13 protein-coding genes and 1 riboswitch are annotated in these 15247 nt (G+C 51.3%); of the genes, 6 read left to right on the top strand and 7 right to left on the bottom strand.

Features of this window, described 5'->3' with window-relative positions:
* Window position 1: 1 nt before the first annotated feature.
* The 3 genes from L0Z65_RS12520 to L0Z65_RS12510 all read left to right on the top strand — a co-directional run bounded on the left by L0Z65_RS12520 (window position 2) and on the right by L0Z65_RS12510 (window position 3437).
* A complete protein-coding gene (locus tag L0Z65_RS12520) occupies window positions 2-253 on the top strand; it encodes an ABC-three component system middle component 8 (RefSeq protein WP_405112546.1) in 252 nt (83 codons plus the stop codon).
* Window positions 243-2051: a DUF2326 domain-containing protein gene (locus tag L0Z65_RS12515; protein WP_405108058.1), complete on the top strand. Its 1809-nt coding sequence runs from the start codon at window positions 243-245 to the stop codon at window positions 2049-2051. The genes L0Z65_RS12520 and L0Z65_RS12515 overlap by 11 nt, the downstream gene beginning before the upstream one ends.
* A 69-nt stretch (window positions 2052-2120) precedes the next feature.
* Window positions 2121-3437, top strand: coding sequence for a phospholipase D-like domain-containing protein (locus L0Z65_RS12510; RefSeq protein WP_405108055.1), 1317 nt, complete (start codon window positions 2121-2123; stop codon window positions 3435-3437).
* A gap of 25 nt (window positions 3438-3462) precedes the next feature.
* Here the strand turns inward: L0Z65_RS12510 and L0Z65_RS12505 are convergent, their stop codons facing one another.
* Window positions 3463-3660 carry a hypothetical protein gene (locus L0Z65_RS12505; RefSeq protein ID WP_405108052.1) on the bottom strand — a complete coding sequence of 66 codons (198 nt, stop codon included), beginning with the start codon at window positions 3658-3660 and terminating at the stop codon, window positions 3463-3465.
* A 294-nt stretch (window positions 3661-3954) separates the two neighbouring features.
* On the opposite strand from L0Z65_RS12505, the gene L0Z65_RS12500 reads away from it, so the two are divergent.
* Window positions 3955-4185: a hypothetical protein gene (locus L0Z65_RS12500; RefSeq protein ID WP_405108049.1), complete on the top strand. Its 231-nt coding sequence runs from the start codon at window positions 3955-3957 to the stop codon at window positions 4183-4185.
* A 417-nt stretch (window positions 4186-4602) separates the two neighbouring features.
* On the opposite strand, the gene L0Z65_RS12495 is transcribed toward L0Z65_RS12500, so the two are convergent.
* The 5 genes from L0Z65_RS12495 to L0Z65_RS12475 form a co-directional block, all read right to left on the bottom strand.
* The gene (locus L0Z65_RS12495; protein ID WP_405108047.1) at window positions 4603-5586 is read right to left on the bottom strand and encodes an AAA family ATPase; all 984 of its coding nucleotides are present in this window, start codon (window positions 5584-5586) and stop codon (window positions 4603-4605) included.
* Window positions 5583-6560: a DNA-primase RepB domain-containing protein gene (locus L0Z65_RS12490; RefSeq protein WP_405108044.1), complete on the bottom strand. Its 978-nt coding sequence runs from the start codon at window positions 6558-6560 to the stop codon at window positions 5583-5585. The genes L0Z65_RS12495 and L0Z65_RS12490 overlap by 4 nt, the downstream gene beginning before the upstream one ends.
* 70 nt (window positions 6561-6630) lie before the next feature.
* A complete protein-coding gene (locus L0Z65_RS12485; RefSeq protein ID WP_405108041.1) occupies window positions 6631-6855 on the bottom strand; it encodes a helix-turn-helix transcriptional regulator in 225 nt (74 codons plus the stop codon).
* A gap of 113 nt (window positions 6856-6968) precedes the next feature.
* On the bottom strand, window positions 6969-7571 hold the full coding sequence (locus tag L0Z65_RS12480) for a hypothetical protein (protein ID WP_405108038.1): 603 nt from the start codon (window positions 7569-7571) through the stop codon (window positions 6969-6971).
* Window positions 7535-8695 (bottom strand): tyrosine-type recombinase/integrase, encoded by a 1161-nt coding sequence (locus L0Z65_RS12475; protein WP_405108035.1) that lies wholly within the window; start codon window positions 8693-8695, stop codon window positions 7535-7537. Before L0Z65_RS12475 ends, L0Z65_RS12480 begins: the two co-directional genes overlap by 37 nt.
* 117 nt (window positions 8696-8812) lie before the next feature.
* Between L0Z65_RS12475 and L0Z65_RS12470 the strand changes: the two genes are divergently transcribed.
* A complete protein-coding gene (locus L0Z65_RS12470) occupies window positions 8813-12958 on the top strand; it encodes a hypothetical protein (protein WP_405108032.1) in 4146 nt (1381 codons plus the stop codon).
* Window positions 12959-12963: 5 nt separating this feature from the next.
* On the opposite strand, the gene L0Z65_RS12465 is transcribed toward L0Z65_RS12470, so the two are convergent.
* Window positions 12964-13740: an RES family NAD+ phosphorylase gene (locus L0Z65_RS12465; RefSeq protein WP_405108029.1), complete on the bottom strand. Its 777-nt coding sequence runs from the start codon at window positions 13738-13740 to the stop codon at window positions 12964-12966.
* Window positions 13741-14304: 564 nt separating this feature from the next.
* Between L0Z65_RS12465 and L0Z65_RS12460 the strand changes: the two genes are divergently transcribed.
* Window positions 14305-14505, top strand: a complete 201-nt coding sequence (locus L0Z65_RS12460) for a hypothetical protein (RefSeq protein WP_405108026.1) — start codon at window positions 14305-14307, stop codon at window positions 14503-14505.
* Between the two features lie 483 nt (window positions 14506-14988).
* A riboswitch (cobalamin riboswitch) is annotated at window positions 14989-15192 on the top strand.
* The last annotated feature ends 55 nt before the right edge of the window (window positions 15193-15247 follow it).

Raw genomic sequence — 15247 nt, 5'->3', positions numbered from 1 at the left:
GATGTTGACAGCTGAAAAACATTTGGACCTCGATACTTCTCTGGTCCGTGTAGCCGGTGTGATCCTGAAGGAACTAAAGCGCAAAGGTGCCGCCACGTTTGAAGGGCTGCGAAAGCTGATCGTACGGCGCGTCGGCGAAGATGGTGAACTGATGTTTCTACCAGCGCTGCGCTTTCTGTTTCTGCTAGGGCGCGTGGAGTACCACACTAAGAACGATGTGGTCGAGTTAGTAGGAGTTGCTAATGCAAATTAGCCGCTTGTACAGCAACCGTGATGAAGTCTTCACTCCCATCGAGTTCAATTTTGGGGAAGACGCGACATGCTTAAACGCCGTCCTCGGCGAAATTCGCCACCCGTCAGATGATGCTCGTGACTCCCACAATCTTGGAAAGACTACGCTTCTTCATCTAATCGACTTTCTGATGTTGAAAGGTATGTCGCAGGGCCACTTTCTTTTTAAAAACAAGAATCTGTTCGAAGGCTTTGAGTTCTTTATTGAGATTGCGCTGAACAGTGGGCAATTTGCGACCGTGCGCCGTGGGGTGGATGATCCAAACTTGGTTTCGCTTGCTCTACACGACGAACCAAAGGAATCATTTATTGATGTTTCGGAAGACGGCTGGGATCATTTTGAACTCAGTAGAGGCGATGCTGTGGTTATTTTGGATAGCTGGCTCGATCTGCGTATTCTGAAACCATTCACCTACAGAAAGGCAATAACCTACTTTCTACGCGCTCAAAGTGACTGGGATGATGAGCTTAAGCTCCAGAAATTCGCATCTTCTAAGGACCAAACTTGGAAGCCGTTCATTGCTAGGCTTTTTGCCTTCAATGATCAGTTAGTGCAGCAGAAATATAGTCTAGACGAAGAGTACTCTGAGCAAAAAGCAAAACTAGACCATCTCCAAGGAGAAGTGCAGTTTTCAGAGGATCAGCTGCCCCAACTGAATGCACAAATTTCATCATTAATTCAAGATATTAGATCGAGCGAAGAGGCGTTGGACGCTTTCAGTTTCGATGAGGAAGAGAAGAAACTGGTTCGTGATCTAGTAAATGAGATCGAAACCGAAATCTCTGCAATTTCATCATCTCTGTATAACTTGAGATTTGATATTCGGCAGATCGACGAGGCACTAAGCCACAAAGACAAGTTTGACCTGAATGATGTGAAATCCATTTTCGAGGAAGTTGAACTGCATTTCCCGGAGCAACTATCTCGCGACTATGAGCAGCTGGTGGCATTCAATAGGAAGATTACTAGAGAGCGAAATACCGCACTTCGCAAGCAAAGAACAAACCTTGAGGACAAAAGGCTGGCGCTGTCTGAAAGGAAGCGTGAACTGGATGCGCAGCGGTCGCACCGGCTACAATTCATGCAGGCTACCGACACGTTTGAAAAATTCAAGGAATTGCAAAAAGGTCTTGCCGAACACAAGGCCCGATTGGTGTACTTGGAGGAGCAAAAGCGTAAACTAGAATTTGTTGCAGAAGCAGCGAGGGACCTACGTGAAGTTGAACGGACACGTGGCCGAGTTGCGGATGAACTTAAGGTAATGATTGAAAGAGCTAACCCTCTTTTCGAACGTTTTAGAGATACCTTCAATGCTTACTGCAAGCGTGTGTTGAACCACGACGGGATAGTCTACTTCCGCGTCAACAAGCAAAACAATTTCGATTATGAGGTTGGGTTGTCATTGCAAGGAAGTTCAACCACTACATCCAACTTGTCAGACGGAACAAGCTACCAGAAACTGATCTGTGTTCTTTTCGATTTAGCGCTTCTAAAAGTGTATGAGGATGCACCATTCTTTCGGTTTGTGTACCATGACGGTGTGTTCGAAGGTTTAGATAATCGAAAGAAAAACAGCCTATTAGCCGTAATTCGAGAACAGATTGCGTCTGCGAAATGCCAATACATTTTCACGCTAATTGACACTGATTTACCTCGTGACTTGGAGGACAAACCCATTCGGTTCTCGGACGAAGAGGTTGTAGCGCGACTGCATGATGACGGTCGGGATGGTCGCTTGTTCAAAATGGCCGAATTCTGACTGACTGCGATTTCTGAATTTTGAAATCCACCTGCAATACCGTGAATAGACTAATGCAACGGGGATACTATGGCGCTGAGGGATTTTTACGGCAACACTTCTGGTACCGGTTTCACCATAAGCTTTTTTATGGAAGCGGGCATAAATCCAAGAGCAGGGCTTCTGGCCGCTCCGTTCTTCACGACAACAGCACCCATCGACGCGCTGACCAACAGGGGTTGCGAAGTTCGCCTTGTTGTCAGGTTCTCTCCGGCCACCACACCAGAGGCCCTGCGCGCTGCGTTCGAAAACCCGAAGGTGAAAGTGAGATACTTCACCGATGCAAAGTTTCACACTAAGCTTTACATCGTCGATGACGTGGCCCTTGTTGGGTCAGCCAATCTCACGACAAGTGGCTTGCAGGCGAACCGCGAACTATCCGTTCTGTTGAGGCAGGACCGTGACGAGGCATTCTACGATTTACCCCAAATCTTCGATGACTTGTGGAGTGATGCTGACGTCCTAAACGAGGGAGTGCTGCGCGAGTATACCAAGGCGTTCAAATCGAAGGAAAAGCCGCAGGGCGAAGAAGCGTTTGAAAAGTTCATTCATAACTTTGTGAAACCTGCAGCCCCAACAAGTGTCGTCGTGGGGAGTGAGAAGAAAACGAAGGAACGTTCGTTCATCCAGAGCTTTCGTCGCAAATACGACGAGGTGCTGGTTCCAGCCCACCACGAGATCCTTACCGTCGCGAAAGAGCACGGGTTTGGGCGCCCAGAGTATTCCGGACAGGACCCTCAGATCGAAATGGGGCGTTTCCTAGGTTGGTTGAGACTTACACAGGGTGGAGGCAACGGGTGGCGTGAGACGACACTTTTGACTGATCCCGGGCAACGGGCAAGTCGCATAGCGCACTACGTGGACCTTTGGCAGTCGACTGACGATACCGTGAAGGGTGACGCCTACCACGCCTCCTCGGAAATCGAGAACATCGCAAACATTCGAACCTACCTTTGTGACCCCTCTGAACTTGAGCAACTCAGCTACGACGACTTGTTCCACTATTTGACAGGGTGTCACGCCTTTCTTGAACGACTGCGCTTTGCATCGAAAGACCTGGGCGAAGACTTGACTGGCCTCGAGCGTTTGCGCCTTGATTTTCAGGCGAACAATACACGCGAGGCCGTTGTCAAAACGGTTAGGTACCTGTTGTCTGGCCGTGGTGATGCAATTGATCGAGCCTATGACTGTGTGTTTGGCAGCTATAAGCTAAACGGATTTGCCGAAGCCTGTGTGATGGAGTTGCTCGGTTGGGGTGACCAAACGCGGCCGCCATTCAACAATCGCTCAATTCGGGGGATACGGCTTCTTGGATTTGATGTAGAGCACTTGGTCGCCGGAGAATGAGGACAACAAAGCGCTCTGTTGGCTATCATGAGAGAATGCTTCTTGCGGCCTTCTCAGCTGCCGACCCCTTGACCCATTGCCACGGTGTGCGTGGCTTACGTGCTTTCGCGAGTTCGGGGTTTGCCTTTGCGTCGCTAACAGCGGCGCGTAGCTTTTCGCGTGCCTCGCGCGGGTCGATCTTCAGTTCTTCGCAAAGGGTTTTCAGTGTGATGATGTCGGACATGTTGTTTTCCTAGGTTTCTGATGCAGATCGATAAGACGAGATCAGTAGGCATGTCAGGGACAACCCCACAACAAATCCCTAGAGCATACGGCGTTAAGCGCGCGCGGCAGTGTTACATTGAGCCAGAGGGCCTCGTGGTCGCGACGAACGACGTGTTGAGACGAAAGCGCCGCTGACGCCAGTGCTGGCCCCTGTGCGCCTCGCAGACGTTCAATGATCTAGGAATTACCCTGACGCCCACCACTGCTCGATCTTATTGCGCTGTTGCAGCCGCAATCAGCAAAGGAGACCACAATGGTCATTCGGGCAACATGGAAATTTAACGGGCAGGAGAAAGTTGTACTCGGCAATTGGCATCGCCTGTGGTGCCTGCTGTTCGGCCCATTCTACTATGCATTCAAAGGCATGTGGTGGTGGGCAATCTTATCCGTCTTCACCTTAAATGGCCTGTGGATCGGCTTCCCCTTGTTCAACCGCGCCATCGTGCTGCGCCACTACCATCGCAAGGGGTGGGTTCAAAATTGATGCGCCGGACAGTCCAGCCAATGAGTAAACCCACCCATGCGGCACCCGAATACACCCACTCAGATGAACCCGAATGCAGACTGATTGAAAAGACTCAGCTATTCGAGTCCACCTCACCTCCAACAGCCTGATCAATAGTCCGCGTGTCGGTCTCGGGCGCATCTGGCCACACCAACGCAGGCGAAGACAACATGTGACCACAGGGGGATGGGGGGAGTTGTTTTTTATTGGCGCGAGCCCTTCAGACGGACAAGTGGTCATATCGACTGCCGAGATTTTCGGTCTCTAGCCGATTTCAAGAACGTCAAGATCGCCAAGGGCGTCATGCATCATCGTGGCGAACTTGAGGGGTGAAATGCGCCAAAATCATCAATGGCGATGTTGGCGTTCTTGGCGCACTTCATATCCTACCTGTGGTCATTCTTCGTCTGGCAACGATAGGAACCAACCCTTTGCCTTTTTCTTGGACCTGACGCCCAGAGCGCGCCTTGCACGTTCCAAGGTCTTGGGGGCGATGTCTCGAGCAGCAGCCTCTTTCTCCACCTTGGTTGAAGGTTCCGGCCCATTCTTGAGAAACACGCGCAGGAACTGAGTCGCTTCATCCAGTGCCGACATGCGGGGCGGACCATCAGAAGAAATCAGGTCATCAATCGTAATGTCCGAAGGCCCCAGCCAATTCAGGGTCGCCCTGCTTCCTTCTTCACCAATGATCTCATAGCTTTGAGTTAGCCCCCGAACGGCAATGTTATGCTTGATATGTACAACAAGCTTGGTCGAACTGTCGCTCGGATGCACGCATACTAGAAATGCTGACCTCGCCGCGCCAATCACATCCATAGAACCACCCCCCTGATAAATGGCCTTGCTGTGCTTGGCCTTAGTCAGGTGCCGGATGATGACGACAGCCGTTTCACCGGCTTCTGCAATATCTTTCAGGAACGACAAAAGCTGACGTATCACGTTTGGCTTGTAGATATCCTGCCCTGCCGGAATATACGCGAACAGTGGGTCGAGGATCAGCAAGTCTGGGGGCTTGCGCTTCACCTCGCGCATGAGTGCCTGCAACCCTTTTTCATCCAGAGACAGAAAGTCACCCTGAACCCGAATGCGTGACGGATCGCCCCCCATCGCATCGATGCGGGGCCTGATCGTATATGCCGCGTCATCCTCGGCGCTGAGGTAAAGGACGCGACCACGCCCCAGCTTTTGCCCATCAGGTAGCTCCCCACCTATGCTGACCTGTACGGCCAGTTGCATAGCAAGGAATGATTTACCCACGCCCGGATCACCTTCCATGATGGTGATCATGCTGAACGGGATAAAGGGTTCCCACAACCACTCGACTTCCTTGGGATCGATTGTGTCGAGACCGACAAAGAGCTCCTTTTTCTTCACGGTCATCTGTCCACCTCCAAGTATGCGATGATGTTCGAGACTTCGCGTTCGAGCTTTTCGGTGTTGGCTCCGTGCTTCTCATAGAAATATGGGCTGGACCAAACAGCACCGGCGATTTCATCTATGTGCGCACCTGCCCGATACAGTCCAGCGACTATGACAAAGATCCACTTAGATCGATCTGTGGCGATCACTCGATCATGGCGCAGCACAGTGCGCGCAGATACATCCAGTTTAAGACGGTACTTTTTGAGCACCTCCAAACGAGTAAATGCATAAGGGTGCATTGGAAGGACTGGGAAATCTGTCGCCAACGTTCTGTGTTTTGCTGGTGACGCGTCAGGACGAACGAGCGTTTTGCGCCAATTCCTTTTCACTAGCCGGACGAATGGTTCATTATAGTCGGGTTTGTGGTTGATAGAGCCGGGAATGCGCAACATCTTGGTGATGGACCAACCGTTGTCGCCTCCATGTCGCGCAGCCGATTCGCGTGAAAAGGCTTCGGCTTCACAAATATCGTGCCACTTGTCCCAGAGCCATAATGCTTGATAGCGGTTTGGCGAAGTCTCCCATACATGATTGGGCTGTGGTCGATAAGCATCGGGGTCGCTGTCGTCCATGTCGCACCACCCCAGTCTTGAAGGGAGGGCAAACCTTTTTTGCCTTTTGTGATGCGAGAATGGGTTTGGACAAAAGTACAAGTTGAAGTCCCAGCGCGAGTGAGCGCGCAAAAACCTGTTCAGGCCAATGGATGTTCTGCTTGATTGAATGACGTGTTCGCGCCAACGCTCCCCATTAGGATCGGAGGTGGCGACGAACAGATGGCTATTTGCTGGTGCTCCCTTCCAAACATCAACGAGGAAGCCCATCATGCTTGAGTGGATGATGCAGTCATCGTCATAGTCTTCGAAGGGGTAAGGATGGCCATAGGGGGGCCGAGTATTTGTTTTGGAGTTGGAAGGCATGCGCTTTCCTTTCATTGCTTGCAGCCTTGCGGTTCGCGCAAATGGCACGCGGTTTTCGACTGCTGTTGTGAGGGGGAGACCGGGTTCAGAACTCGGCGTAATGGGTGCGCGACCGTTCTTCAGCGCGCTCGTTGAGCCACTGTTCGATCTCGTGCAGGAACCATGCGACACTAGTACCAGCAAGGCGGGCCCGACGTGGGAAACGCCCACGGGCTTCCCAGCGCAAAAGCGTGCTGTTGCTTACGGTGATGCCCAAGCGCTTAAGATCAGCGCGTGTTGCGAGGGCCTTTTGCCCGTTCGAAATATCCATTGTCTTTTTTCCTTCTGCATGTTTGCGTTTGCGAAGGAGCGCTCCGACACCAATAAGAATGGTCTTATTTGCGTCAGAAATCGACAATCTGGATCAGATAAACCAGCTTCAGCCTAGCTAGATTTTCTCATTTCTTTTAAGAGGCTTGCGAGGCTTTCGCTCTGACCATAGACTTCTGCGAAGGCCACTCGAATGGCTTGATCAGCATTGTTCTGGCCCCGTGCGTGAAAGCTGTCTTCAAAGTGAGTCTCAAAAACCGACCACAGGTCTTTGATGATCTCAAGCTTTATTTGTTCAGAATTGCGAATTCCGAGTGCAGCTTGTTGGTCTAGGTCAACAAACGCCATGTCTGCTTCTTCGATTAGCTTGTTCAGCATAGGAATGTAGGTTGCCGTATCAATCAATTTGTCTGTGTCAGGCGACATAATCCCTCGGAGCATATGAGCCTCATTCACGAGCGCATCACGCAATTTTTCTGCTGTGTTGATAATACTATTCTGTACCCATTGAGCTTGTTTAGACACGTCGACGTGTTCAGGCCCTAGTTTTGAGTGGGTCGGCACGGCGAGAATAACAGGACGATATTTCCGCAGAATTTGATTGAGTTCATCAACAATCAGTTGGCCGATATCTACTCGCAATCGGTCACGAATTTCATCCAGCGCCGATTGTCCGAATACTAGCTGTTCACTATTTTCATCAAGTCGCTCGCCCACAATTCCAGCGCCTCGCGTTTTTCGTTCAAATACGTGTAGCGATTATAGGTTGCGCCGACACCTGATACGACCCCTGATTTGTGGTTGGTTACGGCATCGATCACATGAGGAGCCACACCGATCTTCGCCATGCCTGTGGAGGCGGTGCGCCTGAAATCATGGAAGCGCCAATCTTGTGTGTTCTCTGGCAAAGTTGCCGCAATACGTTCCTTGAGGCGTCCGAACCCAGATATCGCTGAGCGCCCTGTCGTGGTGAACACAAAGTCGCTGTCGAGAAACCTGTGCAAGGATCGCAAGATGTCCACGGCCTGTGGAGGCAGGGGCACGATATGCAAACGAGCGTTTTTCACACGGCTCGCCGGAAGTTCCCAGACACCTTCATCGAGATTGAGTTCAGACCAGCGCATGTCAGACACTTCTGCCCGTCGCTGCCCCGTCATCATCAGCAGTTTGAGGAATGGCCCGAATGGGTAGCCTTCGACGTCGCTATGATGCCATATCGTTCGAATTTCATCAGCATTGAGAACGCGATCACGAGCAACTTCGCGCGCAGGCGGCCTAAGGAGAGCCACAGGCGACGTTTCGATGTCGCCGCGCATAACATACCAGTTCATGAGCTTTTTGATGGCCGAGAGCGCCCGGTTAGCGCGTGTCGGCGTGCCGTTGTCGATGATGTCGTCCAACACCCTGGTCACATCCTGCCGCTTGATCTGGTCAATGGGCCGGTCTTTCAACCCGTCGAACTTGTGAAGGACGCTCTCGGTTCGTTTCCAGTCTTTGTTGCGAGGTTTGGCGTATAGTTCGATAAATTGTGGAATCGCCTCACCCAGTGACGGTGCCCTTTCCACGGGAACGTCAGGTATCTTGTCGAACTCGCCCAACTCGACATCACGGGCGATTTCCATCGCGCGGCGTCTAGCGTCGGCAAGGGAGACCACAGGGTAAGGGCCGATTTTGATACGCCTACGCGCACCGTTCGGTCGGACCAACGTGTAGAACACCTTGGCACCTGTGGTCGACACACGCACATGTAGGCCGTTTACTTTCTGGTCGCGCACCTCGTAACGTTTTGTGGTCGCCGGAGGCATCGCGTCGAGCGATTTGGTTGTCAGCATCTGTTTCATGCAGACATCGTAAGACACCCAGAATCCGCGTGTCAGGGTATGGTTTGGTAGGAACGGCAACAAACTGAAACTGAGTTTGGCAGAATGCGTGCGTTAGGTAGAGAGGTGGGCCTCGCTTTGGCTGCTCGCTCTGTGGTCAGGACAGAAAACCGGCCAAATACGACAGCTGGGTGTGATGATGTCATTGCTGATACCAGCAAGATCGGTCAACTTGCACGTGCCCTCAAAGAGAATTCCTCCATGTCGAATTGCGAATCTGAATCAGAAACAACGACTAGCGCGCATTCTTCACTTGATGGGTATTGGTATCAGCTAAAAGTATCTGTTCTTTTCGCGTTAGACCTTTTGGCGAACAAGCAGCAAACGGATCAAATCACTCTTGAACCTGCGAGCGAAGAAGATCTCTACACAGAATTGACTGGAGAAGTCAGCGCGCTGACGCAAGGCTTCAAGTTGAGAACAAAAAAATTGATTGTGCAGTGCAAACTAAGAAGCACCGGACCATGGAAAATCAATGAAATAAAATCTTTGCTTGCTCACGGCAAAAGACGGAAACCCGCGAAAGAAATGCTAAAAGACGCTGATGCGCACTACTTGCTCGTGACATCAGCGGATCTCGATGGCGTCGCCCGAAAACTATCAGTAAGTGGCCCGACGCAGTGGAGCCAACTGAAGCCGATGCCCCCGAGCCTCAAGGGCGCTTTGCCCAATGGAGCCGATGGTCGCGTCGCCGTCTGGAACAGTCTCGATCAGGAAAAGGTGGAGCATCGCATAGTCGACCGGCTAACTGAGCGGTTCCGCGTACCGCGCAGTAGCGTCCAAGCATGCATTCAACAGTTGGAAGAGGGCGCATTAATACGCATGAAAGGCGCTCAGGCCGGTGTTTGGACACGGCAAGAGATCATTGGCATCGTCGAAACACATGGGGGTTATGATGGTGTCTCAAGAGACCTTAGTCAGTTTGTGCACCCTGCCAATTGGGATGACCTTCTGAACCAACTGAAAGAAAGGAATGCGATTGTCCTCACAGGACCCTCAGGAACGGGCAAAACCACAACTGCGAAGGCTTTAATCGCGACACTTCGTGAGGAAAATGCGGGAATTACACATGTGAAAATTGAAGGTGGTCCAGAACGTCTCCGAGATGACAAAACCATAGGGTCAGTTGTCTATGAAATTGAAGACCCTTGGGGAAGGTACCGTGCCGAGCCAGACTGCCTACCTTGGAATGACGCCTTGAACGAATTTCTTGGGTCTGCGTCACTTGACCGAATGTTCGTGATTACCAGCCGCAGCGACGTGATAAAAAGCGCAAACTTGACGTCCCTTGATCAGCGTTTTGTAGGCGAACTTCTTGCAGGGCATTACCGAGCCAGCGACAGAGCCAGGCTATTCGACATGAGGCTTGGAGGTTTACCTAGATCGGAACAGGTATCAGCACTCAAGTATCGATCAACAGTCTTCAAAAACCTAACTCTCCCACTCGAACTGGATCGATTCTTCGGTGCGTTGGGCCTTGGGCCTGACGAAGGCGAAAGTGAAGCTACCTACATGAATCGGTGCATTGATGGCGCGCGAAAGCAGTCCATCGAAAGCGCACTAGTTCTTGCTATTGACGGACAAGAGATTTGGGAAGGGGCCGCGGTACTCTGGGCATTGCTGAAGGTAAGAAAAAAACTGACGTTTAACGCCCTTGGGGAAATAGAGTATTATCTCTGTCAAACCGTACCAAAACTGGAAGATCGACTTTCTGCCCTTGCTAGTTTCCTAGTTGCTGGGGGGAATTTACGCCAAGACAAAACAGAATTTAGTTTTGCGCACCCTCGCGTTGAAGCTGGCCTCGAAGAAGCAATGCTGAAAAAACCCATTGCGACCTCCCGTGCGCTGAGTTTCCTCCTCAATGCACTGGTCGAAATCGATGAACATAGTCAAACGGATTGGGGCACAGAAACGGCAGCCCAGATTGTTGCTGCGCTTCGTTCAATCAAGTTGACGAATTTCAAAATAACGCCGCCGACCCAGCAGCGCATTGATGATTGGCTCACGATCCGTCTCGCCGCTCTAGACAGCACATTTGGCGATGACCTCTCTAATGCGGCCAAAGCTGGGTCTCAGAACTGTGCTGTAGCTGAGCTTGCTCGTTGGCTCGAGGAGAGCCCTATCGACAAGCAATGGTTCAACATGACTTCATGGAAAGAACCCAAGAAGTCGGATGACTGGTATGAGTGGGTGTCTGGAGAACCTCATACGCATGCCATTTGCGACGCCTTTATTACTAGGATTATACCTTTCAGAAATGGTTCATTTCAAGGAAGCTTCCACGAAGCGATCGGAAAGCTATCATTAGGTTTGATCCCATCATTTTTGCGAGCGCTCCAAAAAATTGTCGGCCATGGCTACAATCCCAACGCAGTTGTCCTGATTGATGGTGCGCTGGTAGACGCTGAGGCTTTCGCACAAGTCTTCACCGAAGCCGCGCAGTTTTTCGACGAGCAACGAACTAACCAAGATAGGGAAAAGCTGCTCCCGCTCTTCAATCGCGACTATGACGACGAAGCGATTGACCACTATTGGGAAATCATGGGTGAAGACGGCCACACTGCAAGCGAGATACTGCGCGCTTACATTGAAATGCTTCGAGAACGCAATGAATGGGCGCGTCTGAAGGATCATCCAAACATTAGTGGGTTTATGTGGGAATGGCTCCACTTAGCGCAGAAAAGCGACTATCCCCCTTGCACAGAAGAATTGCTAGCCCTCTCTGAACTAACGAAGGGCGGTCGATACGAAAGCGATTTCTGGAAGCTTCTTGAGAAACATTATGACCCAGCGCTAGAGAGCTCGCTGCAAGCACGACTAGTCAAGGGTTCTAAAAACGACGACGCGCGTGTGAGTGCTTCCAGAACTGCCCTAAGACACGCTCTTCCGTTGATCGAAGGCGCATTCTCAGCATCATCAGAATTGAAGCCACAACGGCTACTTGAGTTGGTCCTCGATGTGCAAACATGTCTGGGCGATGAAAATGGCGAGGTTTCGAGCTTAGACTTCAGCACGCTCACAAGCGAACTTGACCAAAACACAAGAGACGTCATTTCAGCCCTGCTCGAACACAGTAGCGTCGGCCTTTCAGTACCATGCAGCGAATTGCTGGCATCAATCCCTGAGGACACACATCACAGCCTCAACCTAGCTGTTTCTCGGATTTTGACCCAATGCGGACAAAACGTTGAAGGCAGATTGACGAACATACTTTCTGCAACGCTAGAGGTGGACGAAGGAAACATCGACATCGCAACCCAAGCGATGCAGTTGGCCACGACGATTGCAGCCAACAGTTTGGTCGATCTTGGATTGCAGCACGACTTTGCCAGAGTTCGTATAGAGGCAATGAATGCTGTCTTTGCTTCATCAACCGATGGGTTGCCCGCTCGCCTTCTCGAAACTCATCGTGACACAAGCAGCCTTGTGCGAAGACGCCTTGTCGAAATGCTCACGGAAAAGCAGGATCGCTCTCATATTCCAACGCTAATCCAGCTCTCATATGACACGTGGACGCCAGATCATCACCAGCATTATGAGGAAAATGTTTCTTTTCCCATTGCAGAAAGCGCAATCGAGTTGCTTCGCGAACAACCGTCTCTTTCAGACGATGTCTATAAAGAACTAGTGAAGTCCCTACGAGCAACAAAAAACTATGATGTTCGTTTGCAATTGTTACGTACCATGGCAAGGCATGGAACAGCGGTACGACAGGCAAAGCTTGTGAAAATTGCGACCGGTGAAGGTCGACCGACACTTCAAGCGTTGGTCGCGCGGGCTCTATTCATTGAGTCTGACAGTTTCGAAAGTGGAAATTTGGATTTGATCGATGACAACGTGCTTGCTTCGGTCGATCCCGATGTCTGCATCTGGCTTTGTATGTTAACGGCGGTCGTCGCAACCGAGGGCCGTTTGATGCAAGCTGCAAAAGCGCTTGCCGCCAATCCCGACAGACAAGTTTTTGTATCCCTTATCCTATTAACCAATCCAGAGCACCGTACCGAGGTGCAATACAATGCGCTGGCTGGTTTTCTACCCACTGATGCGGTTGCACGACTCGAAACGATGGCCGAAACTGGATGTAGCGAAGATCTAACCTTTCTGGACGCACTCGGTGAGGTCAAGTCAGTTGAACGCATCAAATCGGCGTTCCGCATTTGGTACAAGAAGCAGGCTAAGACGACCAAACGCAATCATCGAAGATCCGTGAAACCAAAGAAATAGCAACCTCACGTCGTTCTTTTCGACCAAGGATTTCCTGCTTGGCTAAAACTGATTTCAATGTCGTCGATTGAAAACGCATTACACCACTCGACCTTTGCGTCATCCACGTTGAACAGAGCGACGTTGTAACCGTGCTCTCCTCCAAATGAGCTTTTGTAAACAAGACCGTCGAAGCCTTCGCACTTCACGGCTTCGGCCAGAATCTGTGTTGGGGCGTACTCTGCACCAGTGTCAGTGCGTGTGGTTGGAGTTGAAAAGGCGTTATCAATGTCGTTCCAAACGCACCTGTTGGCCTTTTCCTTTGGGATCGGCGTTTCTCCCGTCAATTCGCCCAGTGTCAGTTCTGAAAGAAGGTTTTTGTCGTGGCCAATGGAGAGGTTAACGATGCGGAGGTCTCTAACGATAGAAACCCATGCAATCGAGATTGTTTCACCGACCCAAGGCCTGACTTCAGACACGGCGGTCGTCTGGGAGGAAGCCAAGTACAAGGTAACTACGCCACTTGGATTGACGCGGCCCTCATACGCAAACTGCCTTTTGGGGAGGATTCTGTCTTCGCTTGCACCGGTGATGTTCGTGACTTCTCCGTATTCACCGTAAATCTCCTCATAGTCACGAACGGCCCGAACAAGATTTGTTCCACCACGGATCGTCTCCTCTCGTTGGTGGACACTTTCACGAAATATTCTCAAAAATTCTAGACTTGCTTCATCTAGGGCATAACGGTTGGAATTCCTCACTCTGTGGGAGAAATTCCAATAGGCGCGATAATCAGTGAACATGCCTGATGCTCCAAAGTGTACCACGGTCGAACTAAACGTATGGCCGTGCACTCTTCAACAAATAAACCAAGCAAACGTGGTCCGCGGGGTGTCATATGGGTGCAAAAATTCGTGGGTTGAAACGATACACTTCGCCAAGCCTTGAGTTGACATGCAAGACGCAGCGGTTTGGTATCGTTGGGTAAATCGTTCAGAAAGCAACAGCATGCACCACCCCGCATAGCGCCTAAGGAAAATTGAAAATCCTCGTGTCGGTGGTTCGATTCCGCCCCCGGGCACCACTTAACAAGCTGGTATGTTTGTGTTCTCTGGTCTTGGCTTATCCTCGTTTTGATAAGGTTTGACAATTTCGGCCCGCTTTCGGTTATCTTCTTCCAGTGTCGCCACGGTTTCCCGGTTCTATTCGGCAAGATTTGCGGATCGTGAATAGTGCCGTGCTGTGGATGGTGCCTTCTGTCCTAGAAGGTCTGCGATGCGGTGTTCATCGAGCCCAGTTTCGCGAAGTGTGGTGGTTACTGTGTGGTGTAGACCTTAGAGAGCTCGGCCTGCGGCTTGGATTTGCGCGTGGATGACCAACTCTGCAGACACGAGCGCATTGATCTGGCCGGGTGTGATGTGGCGGCAAAGCGGATGCTTGCCCGTCACCCAATCGGCAAGGCCTGCGCGCATCAGGGCTTCCTTGGCCTTCGTTTCTTCGCAGTTCTTGCCGATATCCTCGACGTGGGCGCGCCAGTGTCCCGACTGAAACCAGTGGCCGAGAAATAAGCCTTGGACCTGGTGAAGCAAGCGCAGTCCGCAGCGTAGACCTTCACGAGTTGCAACAGATCCTCGACCTCTGTCCCGGCATCCAAAACCTTTTCGTTCGCCACTGCCTCGCGCTTGCGCATAGGTGGTTTATGGATGGTTTTAGGATAGTTCGATGGCCACAGTGGGCCTTGTCTCAATCTCGGGCTCAAGCGTAGGGACTAGGCCACTACCTTGGTCAGATCGATCAGGTATTCGTCGCGACCCATCCCGATGTACACTGAATGATAGTATGAGCAGGTGCTGCCGAAGTCGTGAAGTGAGGATACCCATGCCCATTCTGAGCGATCCCAAGGTGTGCGCGATCAAGCGCGTGACAGCTCACCGCCTCGTGGATGAATCGATATCAGTGAATAAACACATTTCTTATGTCGGTGGGACTGCTCCAATGTCTGTTTTGCGTCTGGGAATGTCGCAAGTATTTCAGTTCCAATGTGGCTCATGAGTATCTTGCAAATACGAGGTGCCGCTGCCTGATTTCAGGCCGTGGAGAATTGGGAAGCCGGTTTAAGTCCGGCACTGCCCCCGCAACGGTAAGGAAGGTCAGGCTCGACGATCAGCCACTGGGATGAGGATCCCGGGAAGGTGTCGAGACCGGGTGAAAGCCCCTTTCAAGTCCGGAAACCAGCCTCTTGTATACGTCAAACCGCGGGTGGCGGTGGGGGCACTGGTTTCGGACGTGATCCTCGCGAGTATCCGAACA

This window comes from Phaeobacter sp. BS52 (assembly GCF_045040595.1).
Classification (GTDB): domain Bacteria; phylum Pseudomonadota; class Alphaproteobacteria; order Rhodobacterales; family Rhodobacteraceae; genus Phaeobacter; species Phaeobacter piscinae.
Note: the sequence above shows the minus strand (reverse complement) of the source record. Positions and strands in the feature narration are given on the sequence as shown.

Coding starts and splice junctions, on each gene's coding strand:
- L0Z65_RS12520 (WP_405112546.1), top strand. CDS start 2: ATGTTGACAGCTGAAAAACATTTGGACCTCGATACTTCTCTGGTCCGT.
- L0Z65_RS12515 (WP_405108058.1), top strand. CDS start 243: ATGCAAATTAGCCGCTTGTACAGCAACCGTGATGAAGTCTTCACTCCC.
- L0Z65_RS12510 (WP_405108055.1), top strand. CDS start 2,121: ATGGCGCTGAGGGATTTTTACGGCAACACTTCTGGTACCGGTTTCACC.
- L0Z65_RS12505 (WP_405108052.1), bottom strand. CDS start 3,660: ATGTCCGACATCATCACACTGAAAACCCTTTGCGAAGAACTGAAGATC.
- L0Z65_RS12500 (WP_405108049.1), top strand. CDS start 3,955: ATGGTCATTCGGGCAACATGGAAATTTAACGGGCAGGAGAAAGTTGTA.
- L0Z65_RS12495 (WP_405108047.1), bottom strand. CDS start 5,586: ATGACCGTGAAGAAAAAGGAGCTCTTTGTCGGTCTCGACACAATCGAT.
- L0Z65_RS12490 (WP_405108044.1), bottom strand. CDS start 6,560: ATGAAAGGAAAGCGCATGCCTTCCAACTCCAAAACAAATACTCGGCCC.
- L0Z65_RS12485 (WP_405108041.1), bottom strand. CDS start 6,855: ATGGATATTTCGAACGGGCAAAAGGCCCTCGCAACACGCGCTGATCTT.
- L0Z65_RS12475 (WP_405108035.1), bottom strand. CDS start 8,695: ATGAAACAGATGCTGACAACCAAATCGCTCGACGCGATGCCTCCGGCG.
- L0Z65_RS12465 (WP_405108029.1), bottom strand. CDS start 13,740: ATGTTCACTGATTATCGCGCCTATTGGAATTTCTCCCACAGAGTGAGG.